At 36.4% G+C, this 228-nt stretch carries 1 protein-coding gene; it reads left to right on the plus strand.

All coding sequences use genetic code 11. The features are described from left to right. The coding region (locus SCA31_RS25895) for a BspA family leucine-rich repeat surface protein (RefSeq protein WP_410699798.1) at positions 1-228 on the plus strand (228 nt) is incomplete at both ends.

A 228-nucleotide genomic window follows, 5' to 3' on the forward strand; every position in this document is an offset into this window, starting at 1 on the left:
CTCCTAAACTTTCACAGGTTATAAGTACATTTGGTATGTTTTATGGCTGTACAGCTTTATATGGCAATTCGTCATTTAATACATGGAATACTTCTTCAATAACAAATATGAGCCATATGTTTGCCAGCGCAACCCAGTTTAATCAACCCATAGGAAATTGGGATACTTCCCATGTTACCAATATGAACTGGATGCTTCACTATCTTGATTACTTTAACCAGCCTATCG

Origin of the sequence: Chryseobacterium sp. SIMBA_028, assembly GCF_046535285.1 — a bacterium.
Classification (GTDB): Bacteria; Bacteroidota; Bacteroidia; order Flavobacteriales; family Weeksellaceae; genus Chryseobacterium.